Raw genomic sequence first — 21,821 nt, 5'->3', positions numbered from 1 at the left:
GTTATCCTTCTGGGTAACTCCTTGTTTTTATGAATTGCTTATAACCGACGGGTTATTTTTCTAATGAAACCTTTACTATTCATTGGCTTGAGGTGGCAGGCGGAGAAGATGATAGATCCAGAATATTTGGAAAATGAGAATAAGAAATTAAGTCGAAGCCGGCATTTTAAGAATAAAAGCATTAGTTTCTTGAGTTTATGCTTTCAGATTTCTCATGCCGATTGCTGGCATGAGTGTGTTTTTGCTAAAGAGGCGATATTTTTTGTAAATAAAAGATGCCCGAGAGTACTGATGCTAATGGGGGATTTTTGAGTTGTTAAACAATCGCTTGAGTGCGTTCCACTTGTTGGTGGAAAACTGGTTTTAGGAATGCGGAGGTGGGCTGGTTGAGAAGATTAAACCTTGTTTGAAGAGCGATTGAGGCTAATTTCTCACTACGTCTAAATTTTGTTTTGTCTGTACATTAGGCGCATCGAATTATATGTCAGCGTGTGAATGGCGCATCGGACTTGGCTCGATTATGGCGCATCGGACTTGGCTCGATTAACGCTATTCGTGCTGAGGTGAATAAAAGTATAAAAGACTAGGAGTCACACAATGTTCTCAATCTCCTTGGTAAATACGCAAACTGGGGTTGTCTTGGGCGATGTTGAAGAAGGAACGTGGTTGGATGTCAGTGGCTATGAAGACGTAACGTTTCGCGTAGTTCCCGATGATGACCTCGACCTGTCGCAAGTGGACAGCATTCGTCTGACCCTGATCGATGCCGAGGGAGACTCTCTCGTTCAATCGATTCCCTCGCCTCCCTATGACTTTGCCGCACCGCAGAGTTGGGTGTTCGGCAGTACCTCGCTACTGATCGAGCCGTTGGACCTTTCAGGAGAGGTATGGGCTGCTGGAGGGGAACAGACTAGCTTCGTCGTTGCCAACGAAAGTGCGCCGCCCTCCGAACAACCGGCGAGTTTCGAAGCGGTGATCGTCCAGGCAGAAGACGGCGTGCTGGGAGACGGCAATGACACGGGAACGCTGGTTCGCGATCTCGAGCACCCCGAAGACGGATCGAGTTTTCAGGGGCTGCGCCCGGGTTATTCCGGTACGGGGTATCTCGACTTCGGCAGTCAGCCGGGCGATAGCGTGACCTACACCGTCAACGTCGCCGAGGCCGGCGATTACGACCTGAATATTCGCTACGCCTCCAACGGCGCACGTCCGCTTGAGCTGAGCATCAATACCGAAGAGTCGGGCTTGCTGGACTTCCCCGATACCGATCCCGATGGCAGTGCAACGAACAGCGTCGAAGGTTTCGACAACTGGCTCTACGTAACCGAGCCGGTCTCGCTTTCGGCAGGCGAAAACACTTTCACCCTGACGATCCCCGCCGGGGCGAACAAGGGACCCAATCTGGATCGCATCGAGATTACGGCAGCCGGTACTGGTCCGCTCGGCGACGTGACAGCCGATGAGAATGGCGATCTCACGCTGACCCCTGGTGAATTGGGTGATGTACAAGGCGCGCTGGGCTTCACGTTGAATGGGCTGGACGACGACATCGTCACGGTCGAGATGAGCTTTGACGGCGGCGTGACGCGTCAGGCCGTGGTGCCGGATGACGATGGAAGCGTTAGCGTCGATGTCAGCGGTCTCGAAGAAGGCCTCAACACAGCGACCGTGATCGTCACGGACACTCTCGGCAACCATAGCCAGACCGCCGTCGACTTCGTGCTTGACACATCCGCCGAGCGACAGGCATTGACCTTCATTGCCGGATCCGCAGGCAATATCTCTTCCTACACCACCACCCAGGACAACCCCGTTGGTCCGGGTTACGAGGTCAGCGATGACGGTGCTGCGTTGTCGCTCAACGACAACCTCTGGAAGCGAGTCGCGCTGCCGCAGAACTACGCAATTACCGATAACACCCGGATCGAACTCGACCTGGCCGTCGGTGAAAATAGCCCGGAAATCGTCGCCATCGGTTTCGACCTGAACGACAACGCGTTCGACGGGGATCGCTCGCTCTATCAACTGGCCGGGACCCAGGGGCAAGGCGCCATTATCGACCTGCGTGGCAGCGGCCGCGACAACGGCGATGGGACGCTGCATTTCACCATCGACCTGGGCGCCCATGCCGGCACCTCGATCGGCTCGCTGGTGTTCATCAGCGATGACGATGCCACGGCCATCCTCGGTTCGGCGACGTTCTCCAACGTGCAACTCACCGAGGGCGGCAACGACGAAACCGGTAACCATGCTCCGCGCGTCGTGGGCAGTGGCATTGCCGATCTGGAACTCGATGAGAATACGCTACTCGAGGTCGACCTGCCTTTCGTCGATGACGATGGCGACAGCCTGAGCTACGCCTTCGTCATCAGTCAGGAAGGCATGCCGGTCACCGGGTTCGATGGCTTGGCGATTGAGGACGGCGTGCTGAGCGGTAGCCTTACCGGCCTGGAGCCCGGTATCTATACCGTGACCGTCACGGCAACCGACCCGCAGTCGGCGTCCGCCGAGGAAACGTTCCAACTGACCGTCAGCAACGTCAATGAGGCGCCGGTGGCCGATACGGTGGCACTGGAGCCGTATTTCGGCGCGCAGGGTGCGTTCTTCGACGGAATAGACGTGGCCAGTTTTGCGGCCTATTTCACCGATCCCGACAGCGATAGCCTGACCCTGAGCGTCGAAGGGCTGCCGGCCGGACTAAGCGTCGATGACGAAGGGGTGATCAGTGGCACACCCAACGAGGCCGGCTCCTTCGAGGTGGTGATTCGTGCCACGGATGCCGGCGGTCTCTCGGACACGCTTACCCTGCAATTCGAGATCGACGGTCCCGAGGTCGGCGATGTGGTGAGCGTCGAGGCCGAGGATTTCACTGGTCTTGCCGAGGCCGCCAACTTCTACGCCACCGGCAATCCCGACGCCTCCGGGGATGAAATCATCCGGCTGGGCAACAATGCGACGACCCAGGTCACCACGCAACTGGCCGATAACGGTGTCGTTCCTGGCTGGTACACCGTGAGTGTCGTTGCCTTCGACGAAACCGACGGGGCGGGCACGCTGTCACTGCAGATCGGCGACACGCTACTGCAAGCGCGCAACACATCGACTGACGCACTCAGTGATGTGGTCATACTCAACGACGACTACGGCACGCTCCTGAATGACTCGGCACGCGGCAATGCAGGCCAGGCGGGCAACCTCAAGCAGATCGACTTCGAAACGGTGGTGTATGTCGACGCGAATACGCTGGCCACGCTGACCGCCCAGGGCGAGACCGGCGAACTGATGCGTATCGACCGGTTGCTCTTTACACGTAGCGAGGAGCCGGTCAACGAAGCGCCCACCGTGGCTGGCCTGGACGCCGCCATTGGCTTGGATGAAAACACCTCGTTGGTGGCTACGTTGGCACTCGACGATGCCGAGAACGACCCGCTGACCGTGACCATCGAAGGAACGGATGCAGCTCTGTTCACTTTCGACCCGGCCAGTGGTGCGCTGAGCTTCATCGCGGCGCCCGATGCGGAAAATCCCGCCGATGGCGATGCCGATGGCATCTACGAAATCAGCATATCGGTAAGCGATGGCGAGAACACGACCACCCAGGATGTCGTGGTCAGCGTCGCCGATGCCAACGAGGTGGTCGCGATCGACCAGACGGCGTTTTCGGTCGTGGAGGGAATGACGGCAATAGGCGCCGTTCCGCTTGTCGATGAGGATGGCGGCACGACCGGACTGGTGGCGCCTGCGTTCGCCATTACCGGGGGAGCCGATGCAGCCTTGTTCACCATCGACCCGGCTACCGGTCAGTTGGCCTTCGTCGCGACGCCGGACTTCGAGACTGCAGGGGATGCCGATGGCGACAACGTCTATGAAATCGACGTGACGGCCACCGACGGCGACCTCACCGATGTCCAGACAGTGCAGGTCACCGTGACCGACACCGATGAGTCCGCCTTCACGCCGATCGTGTTGCAGGCTGAAGACGGCACGCTGACCATCCTCGACAACGGCTCGAACGCTACCGTTACTACGGTCCGCGATGCGAGCAATCCGGAAGTCGGTAGTGGCTTCAGTGGCCTGCGTCCGGATTTCTCCGGCACGGGTTATGTGGACTACGGCGATACGGCGGGGGATGCAGTGACTTTCGACGTCATCGTCGTCGAGGCCGGTAGCTATGATCTGAATATCCGCTATGCCAGCAATACCGCTCGTCCACTGGACCTGAACGTCAACGGGGCCGCTACCGCCGCATTGCCGTTCGCCAGTACCGACCCGGATGGTGCCGGTGAGGAAGAGGGCTTCGATCACTGGGCGTTCGAGACCATTACCGTGACCCTCGAGGCGGGCAGCAACACGCTGTCTCTGGCGATCCCCGCCGGCGCGACCACCGGCCCGAACATCGATCGCATCGAGATCACGGCGGCGGGTAGCGGCCCCATCGGCACCGATACCTCCGCCGACACCGATGGCGACCTGTCACTGACCAGTAACGATGCGACCCTCGATCCGGCACAAGCGGCAACGGCCGGTTTCACGGTCGCCGGGTTGGATGCCGACATTCAGACGGTCGAGATCAGCTTCGATGGCGGCGCCACGCGCGCCCCGGTGACCCCGGCTGACGACGGCTCGTTCACGGTCGACATGAGCGGTCTTAGTGGCGCGGTCGTAGCCACCGTCTTCGTCACCGATGCCGCTGGCAACGAGGCCAGCGCCACCAGCGAAGTGACCATTGGCGAGGCGCCGGTTGACTCCTTCCTGTTCGAGATCGAAGGGGAGGCACTGACCATCGAGGACAGCGAGACGCCACCGGACACCGTGGTTCGCGACGCCAACAATCCGGAAACCAACGAGGATGCTGGCGCGGATGGTCTCTGGGACGGCTACAGTGGTACCGGCTATCTCGATATGGGTGGTGAAGCCGGCGATGCCGCATTTTTCGATGTCACTGTCGAGGAGGCGGGCAGCTACACCCTGACGGTGCGTTACACCAACGGTAGCGGCGATCAGCAAGGACGGCCGATGGCGGTGCTGGTTGGTGGATCCGAGCAGGGTGAGATTCCCTTCGTGGGAACTGGCGCGGATATCGACGGCTGGCAAAACTGGACCGAGGCCAGCCTCGACGTGCAGCTCGAGGCTGGCAGCAACACCATCCGTCTGGAGAACGTGGGCAACGCCGGTCCCAACATCGACAAGCTGACGGTGAGCCGGGATGGCACGCAGCAGCCCGAAGAGCCGCCGTTCGTCGAGCCGGGCGAACGCTTCAAGGTCAAGATCAACTTCCAGCCGGAAGGCTTTGCCACGCCAGACGGCTATGTCGCCGACACTGGCCTGGCCTTCGGCGAGCAGTCCGTGGAAGTCGGTGGTCAAACGTATCAGTATGGTTGGGTCAGCGAGGCGTCGATCGCCGACGGCACCGAAAACGGCACGATACCCATGGCCATCGACGATCAGTCCAGTGTGGCCGTCAATGACCGCACCGACGAGATTGCCGGTCTCGACCCGCGCCAGGGCACCTATGCCCACTTCGACCAGCCGGCCGCCGGCTATGAACGTGCCGGCTGGGAGATCGAGCTCGAGGATGGCTTCTACGAGGTGACTGTCTCGATCGGCGATACCTCCGGGCCGTATGACAGTCGCAACGTGCTCAATGCCGAAGGCGAGCTGTTCAACGACCCGTTCACGCCGTTCCGGCCTGACGGTTTCCCGACGGACAGCAATCCCGCCGACGATACCGAGGGCTTCCGGTCGGATCTGGTGACCCGGGTCGTGCAAGTCACCGACGGCCGCCTGACCCTCGATTCCATCGGCCTGGACAACGAGAACACTGAAATCCAGTACATCGAGATCCAGGCGCTTCCCGATCTGACGCCGGACGATGCGCGCGAGGCTCCCGAAGACTATGCGTTCTTCACCGATCCGCGTGCCATCGCCGGGGTGGGAGAGAACGAGGTGGAAATCGATCTCGACCCGGCGGACGGCAGTGCCCCCACTGGTGTCGATCCTACCTCGGATCTGTTCCTCGGCATCTCGGTAGTGGACGGGCGTGGCGGTGCCTTGCTGGAAAGCCTGGATAATGGCTCGATCCGTCTGTTCGAGACCGTCACCGGACAGGAGGTGGCGTTCAACGCCAACACCACGGGCGGCTTCGACTCGCTGACCATCTCGCCGAGCGGCGACCTGAAAGCGTTCACCAGCTATACCCTGGTGATCGAAGGTTTCCAGGACCGCGGCGAGAACGACGATCTCAGCGCCCCGACCCGTGAGTTCCAGAAGTTCACCACCACGTTCGTGACCGGCGAAGCGCCTGAGGTCGTCGCACGCGAAGTGGCCTTCAACGACATCGTCGAGCTCAACGGTGCCGATGACAACGCCTTCGGCTTCACCTCGCTGGAACTGTCGCCGGATGGTACCAAGATGTACGTCTCGACCATGGGCGGTGAGATCAAGCGGTACGACGTCGACCCCCAGACGGGCTCGCTTTCCAATGGCCAGACGCTGACGCTGGACTACTTCCAGGGCGATGCGGCGGGGCCACGCGGCATCATCGGTCTGACCTTCGATCCCAGCGATCCCAACGTGCTATGGGTGACGGACAACTATCCCATCCCGTTGTCGGGGCGTGATAACGGGGTCCCTGACTTCAGCGGACGCATCAGCAAGATCACCATCGACGAAGGCGATGCGTTCGCAGCCTCGGTCGAGACCTACGTCACCGGTCTGCCGCGCTCCAACGGCGATCACGTGACCAACAGCCTCGAGTTCCGGGCCAACCCGGATTACCACGCCGTGACCAATCCGGACGTGCCGACCCATCTGCTGTATCTCGTCCAGGGCTCCAACTCGGCGATGGGCGAGCCGGACAGCGCCTGGGGCAACCGCCCCGAACGCCTGCTGAACGCCACGGTACTGGAGATCGACCCGACGCGGGACGCGCCGGAAGGCGGCTTCGACGTCGCCACCGAACCGCTGCCCGACGATGGTTTCAACCGTCGCTACACGGACGATGACGGCAGTGATTTCAAGGCCGACCCGATCGCCATGGGCGACGGCAAGTTCCTGGTGTTTGCCGAGAATGGCACGGCCAGCGTGGAAGACCAGGACGGCAACGTCATCGAGACGTTCTACGACCCGTTTGCCGACGACGCCGTGGTCAAGATCTTCGCCACCGGTGTGCGCAACGCCTATGACTTGGTCTGGCATTCCAATGGTCAGCTCTATGTGCCCACCAACGGGTCGGCGGCGGGCGGCAACGTGCCCGACAATCCGGATACGCCGGAAGACGAGCGCCACACCAACGTCGGCAAGCAGGACGATTACCTGTTCAAGGTCGAGGAGGACGGTTACTACGGTCATCCCAACCCGCTGCGCGACGAGTACATCCTCAATGGCGGCAACCCGACCTCGGGCAGTGATCCGAATCAGGTCGGCGACTACCCGGCCGGCACCGACCCCGAGGCCACCTACGATCTCGAGGGTGCCTACTCGCTGGGCGAGAATCGCTCACCCAACGGCGCGACCGAGTACACCAGCGATGTGTTCGGCGGCAACCTGCAGGGCAACGTGCTGTTCACTGAGTACTCCGGTGGCGACGACATCCGCTCGATCACGCTGGACGCCAACGGCAACATCGTCGGTGACGACGTGCTGCGCGACGTCAACGGTAACGTGATCACCTACATCGATCCGCTGGATGTCATCGAGAACCCGGCCACCGGCCAGCTCTACCTGCTCACGTTGAACCGCAACAACGGACAGAGCCAGATCGTGCGTCTCGATCCGGCGCCGGGTGGCGTGATCACCGATCCCGATCCGGTCGATCCCGAAGAGCCGGCAGACGATCTGGTATCGCTGCTGGTCATCCAGGCCGAGGACGATACGCCCAATGACGGCACCGCAGCGATCATCGCCGAGGCCAACGGGGCGGAAATTCAGATTCGCGATGCCGACAACCCCGAAACCACCGCCGGTCTGCCCAATGGCCTGCGCCCGGGCGCCTATGGCAATGACGGTAACGCCGATAATACCGACGGCGTGCTGGGCGGTTATGCCGACTTCGGGGCCACCAACGCGGATTTCCTGACCTTCAGTTTCGAGTTGAGCGGTGCCCAGGCCGGCGATTCGGTACTCCGGGTGCGCTATGCCAATGGCGCTACGGCAGAGCGTCCGCTGGAAGTCTTCGTCAACAACGTCAGCGTAGGTATCTTCGCCTTCGCACCGCCGGCTAGCGTGAGCGGCGACGATGCGTGGAGCGAATGGCTGACGCTGGACATCCCGGCCGACCTGGTTTCCGGTCTCAACACGGTGCGCTTCCAGGCGACCGCCAATACCGGGCCGAACATCGACCAACTGGAAATTCTCCAGGAACCGGAAGACACCACGCCGGGCTATACCGAGTACGAGGCGGAGAGTGCCGACCTTGGCGGCGCTGTGGCGGTGACGGCGAGCGAGGACGACCGCAATGCCTCGGGGGATGGCTTCGTCGACTTCACCGGCAGCGGCGATCAGACCATCACCTGGACCATCGACGTGGCCGAGGCCGGTACCTACGAGATCGGATTCCGTTACGCCCTGGCGACCAGCAAGGCGGATCGGCCCCTGGACCTGAGCATCAATGGCAGTGCCGTCGAGGTGGTCAACTTCCCCGGTCAAAGCAACGAGGCCGAGGACGACTGGTACTTCCAGACCACCACGGTGACGCTGCAGGCCGGAAGCAACACCATCACGGTGACGGCGCCGGATGCCAACGGGCCGAACGTCGACCTGCTGCGTGTCGCGGACGCCCCGAGCGACAATTTCGAGCCGACCTATGCCGACATCGACGGTAGCGGCCGAATCGAACTGGAGAGTGGCGATTCGGCGAGGGCGGTCAACGAACGCACGGCGGACTTCTACTTCACCGTGGCGGCCGACGGCGCCTACCAGCTCGACCTGGCGACCAATCCTGGTGCCTCCGACGGTGGCCAGTTGACGCTGCTACTTAACGGCCAGCCCATCGATGAGATGACGTTCCCGGGCGTTGGCGATGCCGGTGAAGCGTCGTCCTACATCGAGCTCACGGCAGGCGTGTCCTATCACCTGCGCGTGGTTTCCGACGCGGACGGTGCGGACGATATCGATTACCTGGATATCTCGCCGGCCCCGGGCGATCCCGAGGCGGACATCGCGATCCAGAGCGGCGATGCGGCGTACTTCTCCGACCGTCTGCACTTCAACTATCTGGAGAACGACAGTGCCTCGAATCCCGATCGCGATTACAAGGAGAGCGGGACGGTCGTCATCAGCAATACCGGTAGCAACGAGCTGTCGGTCATCGATGTGGATATCGATGGACCGTTCGAACTCGCCGACCCGGACATCTTCGATGGGCTGACTCTGGCGGCAGGAGAATCCATCGAGATCGACGTGCTGTTCGACCGCGACGCCTATACGCCGCCGACCAACGATGCCGGCGACGGGGTGTTCGAAGGCGTGTTGCGCCTGGTCACCAACGATGCCGATACGCCGGTCGCCGAGGTGCATCTGGCCGGCTTCTGGCAGGCGCGCGACGAAGGCGGCTGGGAGCCCAACGTCAACGAGGTATGGGAGGTGTTCGGCTTCGGCAACGTGATCGAGGGCCTGACCACCATCGGAGGCGGGCAGAACTCGGTGCTCAACGACTACGACCTTTATCGGCCGGTCAACGACGACGAGGTGCTGTCTCGCTACTGGACGATCGCCGAAGGGTTCGAGTCGGCCAAGATCACCCATCTGGCGGCATTCCACGGCGATGGCGGGGCGACCCTGGGTATCCACAATCCGGAGAACAAGGGGCAGGACATCACGCTGTCGAACCATGCCGATGACAACAACCAGTCGTTCCTGCCGATCAAGAGCAACGGGCAATTCGCCACGGCGACCTTCACCCGCGATCAGATTCCGGAGAGTTGGCTGGGCAATGGCATGTTCGGCATCGAGGTGGCCGGGCTATCCACCGACCCATCGCTCAACCCGACGGGAGGCGGCGACGTGCCCGACGATGCCGAGGGCATCGAGCGCGGCTACACGGTGCGCATGTTCCAGGCGCTGGATGCCGATGGCAACGTGATTCCCAATACCTACCTGGGGATCATGGATTACACCGGCATCAACTACGACTACAACGACAACATGTTCGTCATCGAGGGGATCGCACCGGCATCCGGCGGCGAGATATCGATCACCAACCTGGACGGCGTGCCGTCGGACGATCGCCTGGTGATGAGCCGCATCGAGAACCCGGCCAACAGCAGCCAGGAGGTGCACGACGAAGTCACGTTCACCATTACCAACGACGGGTTCGCCGACCTGGAGATCGGTCAGCTCGAGATCGCCGATCCCGCGCTGTTCGAGATCGTCGGCGACAGTACCGATCTGGTGGTCGCGCCGGGCGGCTCGCTCGATGTGACGGTGCGCTTCATCGGGCAGGACTCGAACGATGGCACGCTCTACGAGTCGTCCCTGATCATCCATTCCAACGATGGCGACGAAGGGCAAAAGGTCATCCAACTGGCCGGTATCGCCCAGGGACAGTCGGAGAATGGCCAGGAGCCGACGGTACAGGAAATCGTCAGTGCCTTCGGGTTCTCGACCGACGTGGCCCAGGGCGAGATGAACCAGGGCGGACTGGTGGAAGCCAATGGCGATGAAATCCTGTCGCCTTACTTCCAGCGGGCCGATGGTGCCTCGCCGATCAAGATCACCCAACTGGCGGCTTACCACACCCAGGGGGATATCGCCCGGCTGTTCATTCATGACGTCGACAGCCGCGACATCGACGAGATCCTGGCCCACGACGAGCAGGACGGACAGACGCTGCTGCCGCGCACGCTCAACGGCGGCGATGCCCTGACCACCACGACGCTCGACCGGGATGCCCCATTCGGTTTCTTCGCCGAGATCAGCGGGCGACAGGGCTACATCTCCTGGTCCGATCCCGATGCCAACCTCTACGAGGACACCATCGACGAGATCGGCACGCCAGGCACCAACCTCAACTGGGACGCGAACGACGGGCATCTGATCCGGGTGTATGTGGCCAAGGATGCCGACGGCAACGTGATTCCTAACACCTACATCGTGATCCAGGACTACGCGGGGGTGAACTACGACTACAACGACAACATCTTTCTGGTCGAGAACGTCCAGACCTACGATCCGAGTGGCGCCGAGGACGCCGACGGCAACGGGCGCGTCGATATCTACGACGACGCCGACGGCGATGGCGTGCCCAACTTCCTCGACGGCGACGTGCCGGAGGAGCCGGAAGTGCAGAGCGCCTACAACGCCAGCGAAACTCCATGGCTGGTCGATGGCAACGGGCTGACGCTGGAAGCCAAGCTCTACGACAACGGCGGTCAAGGGGTCGCGTACAACGACACCACGGCTAACCATCAGGGCGCATCGTTCCGCGCCGACGAGGGAGTCGATATCTCCATCGGCACCGAGGCGCTGGGTTATATCGCCGATGGCGAATGGGTGGAGTACACCATCGATGTCGCACAGGCGGGAACCTACGAGCTGGCGTTCCTCTCGTCGCTGGGCTCGCAGGCAGGCAGTGCGCGATCGGTCACCGCATCGTTCGCGCAGGGCGACGGTACTTATGCCACGGCATCCCCGGTGGCGGTCGACTATACCGGTGGCTGGAACACATTCCAGCAGACCGACAGCGTACAGGTCGAGCTCGAGGCTGGGGTTCAGGTCGTGCGGCTGACCTTCAACGGCGGTTCGCAGGATCTGGCCTCGTTCGAGCTCACGCCGGTTGCCGGCAATGCTGCGCCGAGCGTCGATGCGGGCCTGGACGACCTGACGGCGACCGAGGACCAGGCCTTCTCGTTCACCATCCCTGCGGATGCCTTCGTCGATGCCGACGGCGATGCACTGACCTATACCGTCAGCGGTCTGCCGGCCGGGTTGTCGATGACATCGGCGGGCGTCATCAGCGGTATACCCAGCGTGGCGGGTAGCTTCGACATTCTGGTCACCGCCTCGGATGGCGAGGCCAGCGTCGAGAGCGGTTTCACGCTGACCGTCGCCGGGGCACCCGATGACGATGGCCAGACGCCATTCAACGCCACCGGTACGCCTTGGGTGGTCGACGACGGCATCACCTTGCAGGCCTCGGCTTTCGATGTCGGCGGGGAGGGGGTCTCCTATAGCGACACCGAGGCCGAGCAGATGGGTAGCGGCTATCGTGAGGGCGGTGTCGACATCGTCGGCAATGGCTCGGCCATCGGCTGGGTCGATGATGGCGAGTGGGTGGAATACACCATCGACGTCGAGCAGGCCGGTGTCTACTACCTCTCGTTCGTCGCCTCGACGCCGACGAACGGTGTCACCATCACCGCCGCACTCGAGCAAGACGGCACGTTCTATACCACCTCGTCGCCGCTCGCGGTGCCGAATACCGGTTCCTGGGGCAATCCCGGACCGACCGAGGCACTGGCGCTAGAGTTGCAGGCCGGTGTGCAAACGCTGCGCCTGACCTTCAATGGCGAAACACCGCAGGACCTGATGGATATCCAGTCGCTGACGCTGGTGCGCGACGAGCAGGGCGATGTTGGCCAGACGCCGTTCAACGAGACGGAGACGCCCTGGCTGGTCGATGCCGACGGCCTGTCGCTGAATGCCGCCCTGTTCGACAGCGGTGAGGCGGGCGAGGCCTACTCGGACAGCGACAGTGTCCAGAGCGGCGTGAACTTCCGTGACGGCAGCGTGGATATCACCGACGACGGTGAAGCCATTGGCTGGATCGCCGATGGCGAGTGGGTGGAGTACACCATCGAGGTCGAGCAGGCAGGCACATACAACCTGTCGTTCGTGACGGCTACGCCACACAACGGACGCTCGATCAGCGCATCGGTGGAACAGGACGGCGCGTTCTATGCCCAGCCTGCCCCGCTAGCCGTACCGAACTCGGGGGATTGGAATAACTACGTCTCGACCGAAGCCATGTCGCTCGATCTGCAGGCCGGGGAACAGGTGTTGCGCCTGACCTTCAATGGCGGATCGATGGACCTGCAATCGCTGCTCATCGAGCCACAAGCGTCGCCCACGTTGCAGATGGTGTCGCTCGTCGGCTTCGAGGGGCTGGTTGCCGAGGAGGAGAGCGTGGACGCTAGCGCAAACGATGACACGTTGCCCATGAGCGATGACGTCGGGGTGGCCGGGGTCGGTCACGAAGATCCGGCCGACAGCCTGCTGTAATCGTGCCGTGCGAGGGGCGGCCTGGCTGCTCCTCGCTCACGCCTGGCAAGCCGCTGAACGCTTGCCGACAAACACAACGAACGTAGGGCTCCCGAGCATGGAAAACGAATTCATCGTAGAGACACCCGAATTGACCGCCGCCGCAACCGACGGCTTCTCGCCACGGAGCGATCAGGCAACGCTCGATAGTCATGCCACGGCGGTCAAGTGGCAGCGCTTCTCCGTTCCCTATGCCTATCCGGTAGCGTTCACGCGCAACCTCTTTGCAAGCGACAATCCGCTGCTGCTGGAAATGCTGGCGATGCGTGAGCGGGACAAGCGTCATCGCTGCCTGGTGTACCTCGACGAGGGCGTCGTAACGGCGCAGCCCGATCTGCCGGCGCGCGTACGCAGCTACTTCGACGCCCATTCGCAGCATGCCGAACTGATCGATTGGGTCGTCGTGCCCGGCGGCGAGGATATCAAGCTGCATCCCGGGCACGTCATGGCGATGCTCAAGGCGATCCATCGCCTGGGCATCGACCGTCACGCCTATGTCATCGCCATCGGTGGCGGGGCGGTGCTGGATGCCGTCGGATTCGCCGCGGCGACGGCGCATCGCGGAGTACGTCACATCCGCATCCCCACCACGGTACTGGCTCAGAACGATAGCGGGGTCGGCGTCAAGAACGCCATCAATACCCATGGGGTGAAGAATTTCACCGGCACCTTTGCGCCCCCCTGGGCGGTGCTCAACGATTTCGACTTTCTAAGTACTTTGTCTCGGCGCGAACGCGTGGCGGGCATTGCCGAGGCCATCAAGGTCGCGCTGATTCGCGACGGGGACTTCTATCGCTGGATGGAGGGCAATGCCCTCGCCCTGGCCCGGTTCGACCGGGCCACAGAGGAGTTCATGGTACGTCGCAGCGCCGAACTGCACATGCGCCAGATCGCCTATGGCGGAGATCCGTTCGAGTTAGGGTCGGCACGTCCGCTCGACTTCGGCCACTGGTCGGCGCACAAGCTCGAGGCGCTGAGCCATCACGAAGTCCAGCACGGCGAAGCGGTCGCCATCGGCATTGCCCTGGATGCGCGCTACTCGGCGCTGGCGGGCCTGCTTTCCGACGCCGAGGCGCAGCGTATCGTCGAATTGCTGGACACGCTGGGTCTGGCGACTTTCCATCCGCAGTTGCTCGCCTCGGGCCCCGATGGCGAACTGGCGATCCTCGCCGGGCTACGTGAGTTCCGCGAACACTTGGGCGGTGAGTTGACCGTGACGCTCCTTGCGGGGATTGGGCAGGGTGTCGAGGTGCATGCGATCGATACCGCACTGATGGCGCAAGCGATTGCCTGGCTCAAAGCGCGGGAGGAACGCCATGCGCTTGCCCAATGACCGTGGCGATCTTACCTATTGCCTCAATATTCATCCGGCCGAAACCTGGCCGGAAGTACGCCAGGCGTTGCTGGGGCCCGTCAGGGCGGTACGGCAGACGATGTCGCCCGACGAGCCTTTCGCGGTCGGACTGCGCTTGTCCGCCCAGGCCATGCACACGCTCGAAGACAGCCGCGTGCGGGCCGAGCTGAAGGACATCCTGGCCTCGCAGGGCTATCGTGCCGTCACCGTCAACGGGTTTCCCTATGGCACGTTCCACGGAGTGCGCGTCAAGGAAGACGTCTACCAACCGGACTGGCGCTATACGGCGCGTCTGGAATACACCTGTGCGTTGGCCGCGCTGATGGCGGAGTTGGGAGCCGCTGGGGATCGCATCAGCCTGAGCACGGTCCCCGGCACCTTCAAGCCGTTGGGGCCCGGTAATGAGGCGTCGATGGCCGATAACCTGTTGAAGGCGGCCGCGCACTGTGCCGGGCTCGAACGTCGCACCGGCGTTTGCGTGGCTATCGCCATCGAGCCGGAACCCTACTGTTTGCTGGCCACTATCGACGAGGCGATCGAGTTCTTCCAGCACTATCTCTTGTCCGAGGCGGCCTTGCACCGCTTTGCCGAACTGGCGGGGGTGAGTTCGAGTCAGGCAGCCATCGTCCTGCCCCGGCATCTCGGCCTGTGTTACGATGTCTGTCATGCCGCGGTCGAATTCGAGGATCCACAAGCCAGCATTGCCAGGCTGCGCGAAGCCGGCATTCCCATTCACAAGCTGCAACTGAGTGCGGCCCTGCGTGTCGCCGAGATCGATGCCAGGGCGCGTCATGCACTTGAGGCGTTCGCCGAGCCTACCTACCTGCACCAGGTGGTGGCAAAGGGCCGCCAGGGCGTGACCCGCTATGCCGATCTGCCCGAGGCATTGGCGCGGGGCCATCGAGCCGATGGCGAGGAGTGGCGCATTCATTACCATGTGCCGATTTTCGCCGAGTCGCTGGGCGAATTCGGCACGACCCAAGCCTTTCTGGCCGAGATCCTCGATTTGCACCGGCAGTCGCCGATCTGTTCGCATCTGGAAGTCGAAACCTATACCTGGCATGTCCTGCCCGAGGCGTTGAAGCACGAACGGATTGAGGAGGCGATCGCATGCGAACTGCGCTGGGTGGCAGAGAGGTTGGCTTGAATTGGCGACTCTGGCTGCGGCTGGGGCGGATTTCCAATCTGCCGACGGTATGGACGAATGGGTTGGCAGGCTGGCTACTGTCGATGGGGATGGCGCCGACATCGGGCCTGTGGCTCGTCCTGGTGGCGCTTTCGCTGTTCTATGTCGGTGGCATGTATCTCAACGATGCCTTCGATGCGGCGATCGATGCGCGGGAGCGTGCCGACCGCCCGATTCCGATGGGGGAGGTTACGCGTTCCACAGTGGCCGCCAGTGGCTCGGTCATGCTCGGGTGCGGCGTTTTGCTGCTGTTTACGCTGGGAGCGGCCGCTGGGCTCTCCGGCATGGCGCTGATCGCGGCCATCGTGGCGTACAACTGGTGTCACAAACGCACGGCCTTGGGACCCGTCATCATGGGCGTCTGCCGTCTGCTTACCTACGTGACGGCAGCGCTCGCGGCAGGAGGGGGAATCACTGGCTGGACACTGATCGCTGCCCTGGGCCTGTTCTGTCATGTCGTCGGGCTGACCTACGCAGCCCGTCAGGAGGCCTATGATCGTATGGGGGCCGCGTGGCCGCTGGCGGTTCTGGCCGTTCCCGGCGTGATTCTCGCGACGCGCGTCACGGACTGGACCACGGCCATCTTGCTGGCGCTGTACCTGCTATGGATGGCCTGGTCACTGCGCTGGCTTTTTCGCCGCCAGGCCGGCGACGTATCTCGAGCCGTGGTCGGACTGATTGCCGGGATCGCGCTGTTCGATGCCGGCCTGATCGGCTCGCTGGGGGCGGATAGCCTGGCCTGGCTGGCGGTCGCGGCATTCGGGCTCACGCTAGGCTTGCAACGGCTAGTCTCAGGCACTTGAGTGCCCACCAATCCATGCCCTGCCGTCGGACCAATGCAGCGGTCTGGCGGCAGGGCGTGTCACTTGGCTGTCACTTGGCAAGGGGCCGTTCGGGCTGGAGGGCGGGATTTTCGGCCGCCGACATTTGGGTGGTGTCTTCGAAGACATGTGCGAGCGTCAACGCCTTGAATTGCGTCGCTTCAACCGGGCCCTCCGGTAGCAGAGCCGCTTCCGAGGAAATCACCAGCGGCCCATCTTCCGGATCATCGGTAACACGCCCATGCGAGCCCTTGACCAGTGCGGTGGCGTTCAAGGAGATGACGTCGAGCAATTGCCGCATGCCCAGCTTGCGCTTGGCTACGCGCCAGCCCGCCGACAGCTTGGGCCAACGGAGCTTCGGGTCGAAGAACAGCTCGACGGGGTCGTAACCGGGCTTGCGGTGAATGTCCACGGTGCGGGCATAGTCGGGAGCGTGGGCATCGTCCAGCCAGTAGTAGTAACTGAACCAGCGATCCGCCTGGGAAACCGCCACCAACTCGCCGGCATTGGGATGATCGAGTCCATTGGCGCGTTTTTCGGTCTCGCCCCAGACGGCCTCGATGCCGTCGATCTCTTCCAGCAACGCCCGGACCCTGGCCACCCGGTCGGGGTTCTGGACGTAGACGTGGGCAACCTGGTGGTCGGCGACGGCAAAGGCTTGCGAGGCTCCAGGATCGAGTTGCTCGCGACCCCGTTCGTTGCGCACGGCCAGCAACCCGGCCCGGCGCAGGACACGATTGATGTGGATCGCCTCGTCGACCGGCGTGATGCCGTACTCCGATACCACAATCACACGCCGGCCATCGCGTCGGGCGTCATCGATCAGCTCGCCACACAACGCATCGATGTCCAGCAGGTCGCGCTGAAGTTCGGGATGGTCGAGGTCGGGACCCAGGCGCTGCAGGTTGTAATCGAGGTGGGGCAGGTAGGTGAGGGTCAGTGTCGGGTCGCGAGTGTCCATGACGTGCCGAGTGGCATCGGCGATCCAGCGACTCGAGGTCAGATCGGCGACAGGGCCCCAAAACGTGAACAGCGGAAACTGCCCAAGCTTGTCATCGAGTTCGTCATGCAACTCGGGTGGGTAGGTGTAGTGGTCCGGAATCTTGCGGCCATTGGCCGGGTACATGGGCCGTGGCGTTGCACTCCAGTCGGCGCTGGAATACATGTTGTACCACCAGAAGAGCTTGGCGCAGGTGAACGAGGGATCCAGTTTCTTGCCAGCCTCCCATAGCTTTTCGCCGGCGATCAGTCGGTTGGATTGCCGCCACAGCCAGACCTCGGACAAATCACGAAAATACCAACCGTTGGCGACTGCGCCATGCCCGGCAGGGGGCAGCCCGGTAACCAGGGTGGACTGAACGCTGCATGTCACGGCAGGCGTTACCGTGTTCAAGGGCCTCAGTCCTCCCTGGCCCGCCAGCGCCGAGAGATTTGGGGTGTACTTGCCCACCAGGCGGGGCGAAAGGCCGACTACAAGAATCACGAGCGTCTTATGCATCCTGCCATCCTGTGCTTTTTGTAGGTTATTGTCGGTCATGGTAATAACCGATAATTAGCAAGGAAGACCGGCTGGCTCAACAGAGTTTCAAAGAAATGAAATCAAATTAATAAAATTGTTATTTTATGTAATTAAATGAAAATTAGATAATCACTCCCCACGAATTTAGAAATGATTCACTTGCCTGCCCACAAAACGCTAGCGAAATGATATTGGGAATCCGCTCATTAGCCGATAGCTTGTCAAGCATGACAAAAAGGCCGGGAGCCAGCGATGACTACAGCACCCATCGATTTATTGAGCGAATGGATTCTGCGCCAGGCGGGGAGCGAGGGCGCCTGGTTTACGTCCCAGTTGGACTCGCTTTCCGCAGGTGCAAGTGAGCAGGAGCTGCATGTTTTCATGGGCCTGATTCCGCGCGTTCTGGGTAAGCAAGACCTGGCTCTGACTGCGCTCGATCTTCAACGGGCGGAGCAGGCGAGGGCCGGCTGGCGGCCCCAGGGCTGGAGTATCGACGGTGCGGCGAGGGTAGCAGCCTTGGTGGGCTTCCAGGGAACACGCCCCTTCGCTGAGACCTTCAAGGACTTGCGACGTACGGCAGATGCCGGCGAGACGATTGCGCTGTATCGGGGGCTACCGCTCTATCCGCAGCCTGAGTCGCTCGCTTTCGACGTCGGCGAAGGGCTGCGTTCCAACATGCGTACGGTCTTCGAGTCGATCGCCCACGCCAACCCCTATCCCCGGGACCACTTCGACGAGCACCGCTGGAACCACATGGTACTCAAGGCGCTTTTCGTCGATAGCCGCCTTGCGCCGATCATTGGCATCGACGAGCGAGCCAATCCCGAACTGGCGCGTATCCTGCTCGACTATGCCCACGAGCGTTGGGCGGCCGGGCGTGCCGTGTCGCCGGAGCTTTGGCGTTGCGTCGGGCCATTCATCGACTCCCTGAATGCAGTCGGCGATCTCGAGCGTGTGCTTTCGGGCACCGAGATAGAGCGCAAGGCGGCCGTGTTGGCCCTGGCGGCGAACTCATCGGCCCAGGCTCGCGCGCTGCTGGAGACAACGCCTGAAGCGGCCCGCCTCGTGAAAGAGGGGCGTGTCGACTGGAACAACCTTCTGCAAAGCGAGGCGGCCTGACATGTACATCGATCCACATGCCCACATGATTTCGCGTACCACCGACGATTACGAGGCCATGGCAGCGGCCGGTGTCGTGGCGTTGATCGAGCCGGCGTTCTGGGTGGGGCAGCCCAGGACCTTCGTCGGCACCTATGTCGATTACCTGTCATCCATCGTCGGCTGGGAGCGCTTCCGCGCAGGACAGTTCGGTATCCGGCACTATTGCACGGTCGGCCTCAATTCCAAGGAGGCCAACAACGAAGAGTTGGCCGAAGGGGTGATGGAATGGTTGCCACGTTTCGCCCTGAAAGAAGGCGTCGTTGCCATCGGCGAGATCGGCTACGACGAGCAGACCGCGCTGGAAGACAAGTACTTTCGCGCTCAGCTGGCGCTGGCCAGGGACTTGCAGCTGCCGGTCATGGTGCATACGCCCCATCGCGACAAGAAGCGCGGCACGTCGCGTTCCATGGATGTCTGCGAGGAGATGGGCGTCGATCCTTCCTGGGTGGTGATCGATCACAACAACGAGGAGACCGTGGCCGAGACGCTGAACAGAGGATTCTGGGCGGGCTTCTCCATCTATCCTTCCACCAAGATGGGCAATGCCCGCATGGTCGAATTGCTCAAGCAGTACGGGGGGGATCGCATCATCGTCGACAGCGCGTGCGATTGGGGTATTTCGGATTGCCTGGGTGTGGCCAAGACGGCGCAACTGGCTCGTCAGCATGGCATCGATGAAGAGACGATCCGCAAGGTGACCTACGCCAATGCCCTCGAAGTCTATGGCAAGAGTGGCCAGATACGCGAGTCAGACTGGCTGGACCCGCCGGGTATCGACCAGCGTACGCTCTTCGAGGGCAATTCTATCCTGCGCGGTGGGCGAGAGCCACGTATCGACGCGCCCGGCAAGCAGCGTGGCGACAGTTTGCTGATCGAGTGAGTTGCCATAGGCCAGGCGAAACGCTCTCAAGCGATGCGATAGGCATGTGGCAACTCGGCGAGCAACCCGCGGCCACCGGCCAGGGTCAGCGCCAGGTCGTTCAGCGCGTCCCAGACGGGCAGCTCGATGCCGCCCTTGATGGCCAGATCGATGCGCTGGGAGAACAGCAACAACTTATGAAGGCGCCGATGGGGCAGGCGGGATAGCGCCTGCTGGTAGTTAGGGCGACGTTTGTCGGGGATCATCGGACGCTGCGCCTTGCAGGCATGCTCGAGGCTCTGGCCCTGGTCGAGATGCAGTTGCAGCGAGAGCAGGGTACGCAGTTCACGAGTCAATGCCCAAAGTACCACCGGCGCTTCGATACCTTCGCCGCGCAGCCCCTGGACGATGCGTACGCTACGCTCGCGTTCGCCGCGCAGGCAGGCATCGGTCAGCGTGAAGACATCGTAGCGGGCACTGTCCTCGACACCGGACGCGATGGCCTCCGTGTTCAGGCGGGCCCCGGGAGGCAGGATCAGGGCAAGCTTCTGCAGTTCCTGATCGGCGGCCAGCAGGTTGCCCTCGGTGCGTTCACCCAACAGACGCGCGGCGTCCATGTCCAGTTGCAGGCCGTGGCGTGTCGCCCGGTCGCGCATCCAGAAGCCCAATCGCTGGTGATCGACCGGCCACACGGGGACGAACAGACCAAGCTTGTCGAGGGCTTTGAACCACTTGCTCTGTTGCTGCTTGCGGTCCAGGCGAGCCGCGGAGACCAGCAGGATGTTGTCGCTCTCCTTGGCCTGTAAGGCGTAGGCTTCGAGTACCTTGCTGCCTTCCTGGCCTGGAGACTGATCGCCGAGCCTCAACTCGATGAGCTTACTCGTGGCGAACAGAGACATGCTCGCGGCAGATTCGGTCAGTCGGCCCCATTGAAAGCCATTCTCGACATGCAGTATCTCGCGCTCCTCGACGCCCTGTTCGCGGGCAGCGGCGCGAACGGCGTCGCAGGCCTCCATGTGGATCAGCGGCTCGTCCCCGGCCACGATCACGACCGGCGGCAGGCGCTTGGCTATGGCCTCCGGGAGCTTGTCGGGAAACACCTTCATGGCGTGAGCGTACTCAGTCGGGCGAGAAGCTGACGGGCCAGGTCATCGCGCAGCTCAGCCAGCGCATTGGCCTGCAGTTCATCGCGCACCAGAGGGTCGTCACTGTTGACGAGATAGGTCGTGGCCGATTCCAGCTGCCCCTGGGCAACCAGATAGGCGCTGTCGCTACGCCGCTGCACGGAGTAGGGCGCAGTCATGCGCAGCTCGATCTCGTCGTTGATCAGATCGCCGCCGCGTAGAGAAACGTCTTCGACCCGTTCGTCACCCAGATTGAGAATCAAAGGCGCACGATCCGACAGAGTGACGCCGGCGTTCTCCAGGGTGCGGGTCACTTCGTCTGTCAGCAGCGATACCGGCGCTTCCAGATCCACGGCATCGAAGGCCAGCGGTTGTCGCTGCGTCCCGCGCAGATGAAAGCCGCAGCCGGCCAGAGTGCTGCCGGCGACACCAACGCCCAGGGCGACGAGAGAACGAGCGAGAAAAGTTCGGCGCTTCATGGACCGCTCCTTGATACCCAAGTATGCAGGAAATGCTGGATAAATTGGCACGCGCAGGCAT

9 protein-coding genes are annotated in these 21,821 nt (G+C 62.1%); 6 read left to right on the top strand and 3 right to left on the bottom strand.

Translation table 11 applies throughout. From position 1 onward, the window contains the following. Window positions 1-597 precede the first annotated feature (597 nt). From MHM84_RS19945 to MHM84_RS19930, 4 genes are all read left to right on the top strand, one after another. Window positions 598-13,218: a carbohydrate-binding protein gene (locus MHM84_RS19945; protein WP_239268554.1), complete on the top strand. Its 12,621-nt coding sequence runs from the start codon at window positions 598-600 to the stop codon at window positions 13,216-13,218. A 97-nt stretch (window positions 13,219-13,315) separates the two neighbouring features. Further along, window positions 13,316-14,590 (top strand): 3-dehydroquinate synthase, encoded by a 1,275-nt coding sequence (locus tag MHM84_RS19940; RefSeq protein WP_239268552.1) that lies wholly within the window; start codon window positions 13,316-13,318, stop codon window positions 14,588-14,590. Further along, window positions 14,574-15,758: a metabolite traffic protein EboE gene (gene eboE / locus MHM84_RS19935; RefSeq protein WP_239268551.1), complete on the top strand. Its 1,185-nt coding sequence runs from the start codon at window positions 14,574-14,576 to the stop codon at window positions 15,756-15,758. Before MHM84_RS19940 ends, eboE begins: the two co-directional genes overlap by 17 nt. Continuing rightward, entirely contained in the window at window positions 15,722-16,600 is an 879-nt protein-coding gene (locus MHM84_RS19930; RefSeq protein ID WP_239268550.1) for a UbiA family prenyltransferase, read from the top strand. Before eboE ends, MHM84_RS19930 begins: the two co-directional genes overlap by 37 nt. A 70-nt stretch (window positions 16,601-16,670) precedes the next feature. On the opposite strand, the gene MHM84_RS19925 is transcribed toward MHM84_RS19930, so the two are convergent. Then, the gene (locus MHM84_RS19925; RefSeq protein ID WP_239268549.1) at window positions 16,671-18,116 is read right to left on the bottom strand and encodes a nucleotide pyrophosphatase/phosphodiesterase family protein; all 1,446 of its coding nucleotides are present in this window, start codon (window positions 18,114-18,116) and stop codon (window positions 16,671-16,673) included. Window positions 18,117-18,389: 273 nt separating this feature from the next. Here MHM84_RS19925 and MHM84_RS19920 point away from each other — a divergent pair, with 273 nt between their 5' ends. Both MHM84_RS19920 and MHM84_RS19915 read left to right on the top strand, forming a co-directional pair. Then, window positions 18,390-19,256: an EboA domain-containing protein gene (locus tag MHM84_RS19920; protein ID WP_239268547.1), complete on the top strand. Its 867-nt coding sequence runs from the start codon at window positions 18,390-18,392 to the stop codon at window positions 19,254-19,256. 1 nt (window position 19,257) lies between these two features. After that, window positions 19,258-20,178, top strand: coding sequence for a TatD family hydrolase (locus MHM84_RS19915; RefSeq protein WP_239268545.1), 921 nt, complete (start codon window positions 19,258-19,260; stop codon window positions 20,176-20,178). A 26-nt stretch (window positions 20,179-20,204) separates the two neighbouring features. Here the strand turns inward: MHM84_RS19915 and holA are convergent, their stop codons facing one another. Together holA and lptE are read right to left on the bottom strand one after the other, a co-directional pair. Then, entirely contained in the window at window positions 20,205-21,263 is a 1,059-nt protein-coding gene (gene holA / locus MHM84_RS19910; protein ID WP_239268543.1) for a DNA polymerase III subunit delta, read from the bottom strand. Further along, window positions 21,260-21,760 (bottom strand): LPS assembly lipoprotein LptE, encoded by a 501-nt coding sequence (lptE, locus tag MHM84_RS19905; RefSeq protein WP_239268541.1) that lies wholly within the window; start codon window positions 21,758-21,760, stop codon window positions 21,260-21,262. The genes holA and lptE overlap by 4 nt, the downstream gene beginning before the upstream one ends. Window positions 21,761-21,821 lie beyond the last annotated feature (61 nt).

It is taken from the genome of Halomonas sp. McH1-25, from assembly GCF_022348165.1.
Lineage (GTDB): Bacteria > Pseudomonadota > Gammaproteobacteria > Pseudomonadales > Halomonadaceae > Modicisalibacter.
Note: the sequence above shows the minus strand (reverse complement) of the source record. Positions and strands in the feature narration are given on the sequence as shown.